The organism is Carnobacterium sp. (genome assembly GCF_032094055.1).
GTDB lineage: Bacteria > Bacillota > Bacilli > Lactobacillales > Carnobacteriaceae > Carnobacterium_A.
In genome coordinates this window covers 39,626-45,290 of the sequence record NZ_DAMDAK010000008.1, presented here as the reverse complement: position 1 = coordinate 45,290, position 5,665 = coordinate 39,626, and the positions used below count along the sequence as shown (strand labels likewise).

Here is a 5,665-nt window from a genome sequence, read left to right as displayed (position 1 = left end):
TGATGAACAGAGACTATGAGCTGATTTTATTAGCAGCCGGTCAGGGGACGCGCATGGGGACTTCAAAAAATAAAATTCTATTGCCGCTCTTGAATAAGCCGTTGATTGCTTATCCTTTGCTCACTTTTTTAAGTGATCCTAATTGCCGGCATATGATTGTGGTAGCAAAAAAAGCTGAGATTCCCTTATTAAAAAAATGGATTCAAGCAGAAGTACCAAAAGCAACTATTCCGATCACGTTCGTCGAGGGCGGACTGGAAAGGCAAGACAGTGTCTATTGCGGATTGCAAAAATTGCAGCAGACTACCGGTTTTGTCCTGATTCACGATGGCGCCCGTCCTTTCATTGAACGGCAAATGATTGAACGATTGAACGAAAAAGTTCGTAAGACGAACGCGGCCATTTTAGGAGTACCGGTTAAAGATACTATCAAAATGGTGCAGCAAGAAAAAATAACAGCAACTTTGCCTCGCCCTGCACTCTGGCAAGTTCAAACCCCTCAAGCATTTAGTAGTCCGCTGATTCTTAAAGCCCATCAAAAGGCGCAAGATGAAGGCTTTTTAGGTACGGATGATGCTTCATTGGTTGAACGTTTAGGAGAAACAGTGACGATTGTTGAAGGAAGTTATGATAATATCAAAATCACCACTCCAGGCGATTTGATCACAGGAGAAGCGATATTAAAACAGCAGCAAAGAGAACAATTAAAAGAACAGGAAGAGACGACTATGCTAAGAATTGGACAAGGATATGATGTACATCAACTGGTTCAGGAGCGTCCTTGTATTATCGGCGGCGTAACCTTGCCTTTTGAATGGGGATTATTAGGCCATTCAGATGCCGATGTGTTATTGCATGCTGTAATCGATGCACTGCTTGGCGCATCTGGAAAAGGCGATATCGGGCATTTTTTCCCAGATGATGATCCAGCGTTTAAAGATGCCGATTCAAGGGTATTGTTACGAAAAGTTTGTCAGGAATTAACAGCGGCAGATTTTAAAATCGGCAATATCGATGCAACGATTTTGGCCGAAAAGCCTAAAATGCAACCTTATTTAGCAGAAATGAAAAAAAACTTAGCATATGATTGTCAAATAGGTATCGAACGTGTTAACGTAAAAGCGACGACATCTGAAAAAATGGGTTTTGTCGGTCGCCAAGAAGGTATCGCAGCAATGGCCATTTGTTTATTAGAAAAAAATAAAATGTAGGAATGAGGAAAGAACGATGACAAAAAAAGTTCGCGTACGCTATGCACCAAGCCCAACAGGACATTTGCACATTGGGAATGCCCGGACAGCGTTATTCAATTATCTATTTGCCCGTCATAATGATGGAGACTTTATTATCCGGATTGAAGATACGGATCAAAAAAGAAACATTGAAAATGGAGAAAAGAGCCAATTAGAAAACTTAAAATGGTTGGGAATGGATTGGGATGAAAGTCCGGATAATCCAGGAGAATACGGTCCTTACCGTCAATCCGAAAGACGGGCCATCTATGATCCATTAGTAGAGCAGTTGTTATTGAGCAACCGCGCTTATAAATGTTATTGTTCTGAAGAAGAATTAGAAGCTGAACGGGATGCACAAAGAGCTCGTGGAGAAATGCCTCACTATGGCGGGAAATGCTCGCATTTGACTCCTAAAGAACAACAAGAAAAAGAAGCTTCAGGGATTGAACCGGTCATTCGTTTCCGCGTTTCGTCAGAAAACACGTATAGTTTTGAAGATATGGTAAAAGGTCCGATTACGTTTGAAGCAGCAAGTGTGGGAGGCGACTTTGTGATCGTTAAGCGTGACGGCATGCCTACATATAATTTTGCAGTAGCGGTTGACGACCATTATATGGAGATTACGCATGTTTTACGTGGGGATGATCATATTGCTAATACGCCGAAGCAATTGATGATTTATGAAGCATTTGGCTGGAAAGCACCGCAATTTGGCCATATGACGTTGATCATCAATAGCGAAACAGGTAAAAAGTTAAGTAAGCGTGATGAAAGTATTCTTCAATTTATTGAACAATACCGTGACTTAGGTTATTTGCCAGAAGCCATGTTCAATTTTATTGCATTACTAGGCTGGTCGCCAGTTGGAGAAGAAGAAATTTTTGATCAAGCAAGTTTTATTAAGATGTTTGACCCTGATCGCCTAAGCAAATCTCCAGCTGCTTTTGACCCTAAAAAATTGGACTGGATTAACAATCAGTATATGAAACAAACGGATCTTGAAACAGTGACAGCTCTTGCAGTGCCGCACTTGGTCAAAGCAGGGTACATTGAAGCAGATTTATCTGAAGAAAAAAAAGAATGGATCCAAAAAGTAGTCGGTTTGTACCATGAACAAATGAGTTATGGAGCTGAAATCGTTGGATTAGCCAGCTTATTCTTTACTGAAACACCGGATTTGGATGAAGCAGCCAAAGAAGTATTAGCAGGAGAAACGGTTCCTGAAGTCCTTAAAGCTTTCGATAAAGTTCTAAGTGAATTAGAAACCTTTGATGTTGCTAGTATTAAAGCTGGAATCAAAACTGTGCAAAAAGAAACAGGTATTAAAGGTAAAAATCTCTTTATGCCGATTCGTGTAGCGGTTACTGGACAAACCCATGGTCCTGAATTGGGTGAAACCATTGAATTACTAGGTCGTGAAAAAGCTAAAGCGCATTTGCAAACGGCGATTGCTCATTTATAAAATAAAGACAACGTAATTGAATAGCATAAAAACAGTGACGAGAAAGAGTAGCTTGAAATAGGATCCAAAGAGAATCTGTAGCGGTGGAAGCAGATGGTCTGTTCGAGTGAAGTGCCTCTCTGAGTTAGGGTACTGAAAATAAGTAGGTACCTGTCGGCTAACAGCCGTTATAGTGTCCAAGGTAGCTGAGAATGGAATAAATAAACATTCCTTTTAGCTATAAAGCAAAGTGGAACCACGTAAACAGCGTCTTTTATGCAGATAAAAGGCGCTGTTTTGCATTTCAAGAAACCAGTGATTGTTATTTTCCTGAAGGAAGCGGGGGAAAAAAGTGTACAGATTAAAAGAAGATATCCAAACCATTAAAAAGAAAGATACTTCCGTTAAAAGCACACTTGAAATCATTTTAACCTATCCAAGTTTTTATGCGATTTTATTTCATCGCGCAGCTCATCAGCTTTATAAATGGAAATTGTATTTACTTGCACGAATCATCGCTAATTTTTCAAGATTTATGACTGGAATTGAAATTCACCCAGGAGCTGTTATTGGCAGAAGATTTATGATCGATCATGGCATGGGTGTTGTAATAGGGGAAACAGCTGTCATTGGAGATGATGTTTTAATGTTCCATGGCGTAACGTTAGGCGGTACAGGCAAAGATAACGGCAAACGGCATCCAACTATTGGCAATAACGTCTTATTGTCGGCACATGTTCAAGTGATTGGACCGATCACTATTGGAGACCATGCTAAAATAGGAGCTTCAGCAGTCGTATTGGAATCTATCCCAGCTAATGTAACGGCAGTTGGAATTCCTGCTAAAGTGGTCAAAAAGAAGCAAGCCGCTTCAATTGATTCGCCTTCATTTAAGGAATGAGTAAAGGAGAAGTGAAAAATGTTAAAAATATACAATACGCTAACAAGAGAAAAAGAACTATTTACACCACTGGAAGCGGGTAAAGTAAAGATGTATGTTTGCGGTCCGACAGTGTATAATTACATTCATATCGGAAATGCTCGGAGTACAGTGGCTTTTGATACAGTTCGCCGTTATTTAGAATACCGTGGTTATCAAGTAGACTTTGTTTCTAATTTTACGGATGTTGACGATAAAATCATTAAAGCTGCTAAAGAATTGAAACTGACTGCACCGGAAGTAGCCGAACGATTTATTCAAGCTTATTATGACGACACAAAGGCATTAGGAGTAGAAAAAGCAACGATTAATCCGCGTGTAATGGATAACATTCCAGAAATTATTGACTTTATAACGGTTTTGATTGAAAAAGGCTATGCTTATGCAGTAGCTGGAGATGTCTATTACCGGACACGTAAGTTTAAAAAGTACGGGCAATTAAGCGGAATTTCGCTTGATGAGTTAGAAGTTGGGGCAAGCAACCGAACAGAAGCAAGCGAAAACGAGAAAAAAGAAGATCCATTAGATTTCGCTTTATGGAAAGCTGCTAAACCAGACGAAATCAGTTGGGAAGCTCCTTGGGGTGCCGGACGACCTGGTTGGCATATTGAATGTTCCGTTATGGCCACTAAGTATTTAGGCGATACCATTGATATTCATGCAGGAGGGCAAGATTTAACTTTCCCGCATCATGAAAATGAAATTGCTCAAAGTGAGGCTAAAACTGGCCATCCATTTGCCAATTATTGGATGCACAATGGTTTTGTGACGATGGAGAATGAAAAAATGAGTAAATCATTGGGAAATTTTGTTTTGGTCCATGATATGATCAAACAAATGAATCCGCAAATTTTGCGCTTCTTTATGGCTACAACCCAATATCGGCGTCCAATCAGCTACAATGATACAACGATCGAAGAAGCACGTGTCAATCTAAATCGATTGAAAACAGCTTTTGATAACACTTTTTACCGGTTGACCGATGCTGTGGAACAGACTTTGAATGACCAACCATATTTAGACCAACTGGCTGAATTTAAAAAGCATTTTATTCAAGAGATGGATGATGATTTTAATGCAGCTAACGGCATTACGGTGATTTATGAGATGGCTAAGGCAATGAACATTTATAGCGAACAACAAGAAGTATCAGCCGTTGTTTTAAAAGCTATGCTGGCACAGTACCAAGAACTGATGAGTATTTTTGGGATTACATTTGAACCAGATGCCTTATTAGATGATAAAATTGAAGCCTTGATTGAAGAACGCACGGCTGCTCGCGCGAATAAAGATTTCCAACGAAGCGATGAGATCCGAGATTTACTAAAAAGGGAAGGAATTATTTTAGATGATACCCCACAAGGAACCAGATGGAGAAGAAAGTAACAAAGAGACAGTAGAAAAAGATTGGTCTCTTTTAAATGGACTAGCATTGGCTTATGTAGGCGATGCGATTTATGAAATTTACATTCGTGAACACTTAGTGCAGATTGGTTACACACGCCCAAATCAATTGCATAAAACGGCAACCAAATATGTTTCAGCAAAAGCACAAAGCAGTTTGATGCATGAGATGCTGGAAGAAGAAAATTTTTTAACGGAAGAAGAAGTGACCATGTACAAGCGCGGCCGAAATGCTAAAAGCCATACATCGGCTAAAAATGCAGATATCGTGACGTATCGTACGTCAACTGGCTTTGAAGCCTTAATGGGTTACTTACATTTGTCTAAACAAACAGAACGGCTGGAAGCAGTGATCAGCTGGTGTATTCATAAAGTGGAGGTGCAACATGCCAAAAGATAAAAATACCTTTCATAAACGCAATTCGAAGCAAACACGTCGTTCGTCTCATCAAGAAAAGCCAAAAAACAGCCCAAGAAAACCGGTTGAAACGGTGGAAGAAGAGGAACGCGATTTAATTGCTGGGCGCTTGCCGGCTATTGAGGTTTTAAAATCAGACCGTGATATCAATAAGATCTTTATTCAAGAAGGTCTAAGCGGCTCTAAGATGAATGACATTCAACAATTGGCTAAAAAACGCAGTATTC

General features: G+C 39.9%; 6 protein-coding genes, 1 pseudogene and 1 other annotated feature. All 7 genes and pseudogenes read left to right on the top strand.

Annotated features, from left to right (window positions below; translation table 11 throughout):
- Positions 1-2 precede the first annotated feature (2 nt).
- A pseudogene (gene ispD / locus RT405_RS02495) lies at positions 3-629 on the top strand (2-C-methyl-D-erythritol 4-phosphate cytidylyltransferase); the annotation flags it as partial.
- A 99-nt stretch (positions 630-728) separates the two neighbouring features.
- Complete coding sequence (gene ispF, locus RT405_RS02490) at positions 729-1,211, top strand: 2-C-methyl-D-erythritol 2,4-cyclodiphosphate synthase (protein WP_313467277.1); 483 nt, start codon at positions 729-731, stop codon at positions 1,209-1,211.
- 16 nt (positions 1,212-1,227) lie between these two features.
- A complete protein-coding gene (gene gltX, locus RT405_RS02485; protein WP_313467272.1) occupies positions 1,228-2,697 on the top strand; it encodes a glutamate--tRNA ligase in 1,470 nt (489 codons plus the stop codon).
- Between the two features lie 25 nt (positions 2,698-2,722).
- Positions 2,723-2,954 (top strand) — a binding site (T-box leader).
- 74 nt (positions 2,955-3,028) lie between these two features.
- Positions 3,029-3,577 carry a serine O-acetyltransferase EpsC gene (gene epsC / locus RT405_RS02480; protein ID WP_313467270.1) on the top strand — a complete coding sequence of 183 codons (549 nt, stop codon included), beginning with the start codon at positions 3,029-3,031 and terminating at the stop codon, positions 3,575-3,577.
- An 18-nt stretch (positions 3,578-3,595) separates the two neighbouring features.
- Positions 3,596-5,002, top strand: coding sequence for a cysteine--tRNA ligase (gene cysS, locus RT405_RS02475; protein WP_313467268.1), 1,407 nt, complete (start codon positions 3,596-3,598; stop codon positions 5,000-5,002).
- On the top strand, positions 4,965-5,420 hold the full coding sequence (locus RT405_RS02470) for a Mini-ribonuclease 3 (RefSeq protein ID WP_313467266.1): 456 nt from the start codon (positions 4,965-4,967) through the stop codon (positions 5,418-5,420). Before cysS ends, RT405_RS02470 begins: the two co-directional genes overlap by 38 nt.
- Positions 5,407-5,665 (top strand): RNA methyltransferase substrate-binding domain-containing protein (locus tag RT405_RS02465; RefSeq protein ID WP_313467264.1); only part of this gene is annotated, 259 nt, incomplete at its 3' end. The genes RT405_RS02470 and RT405_RS02465, both read left to right, overlap by 14 nt.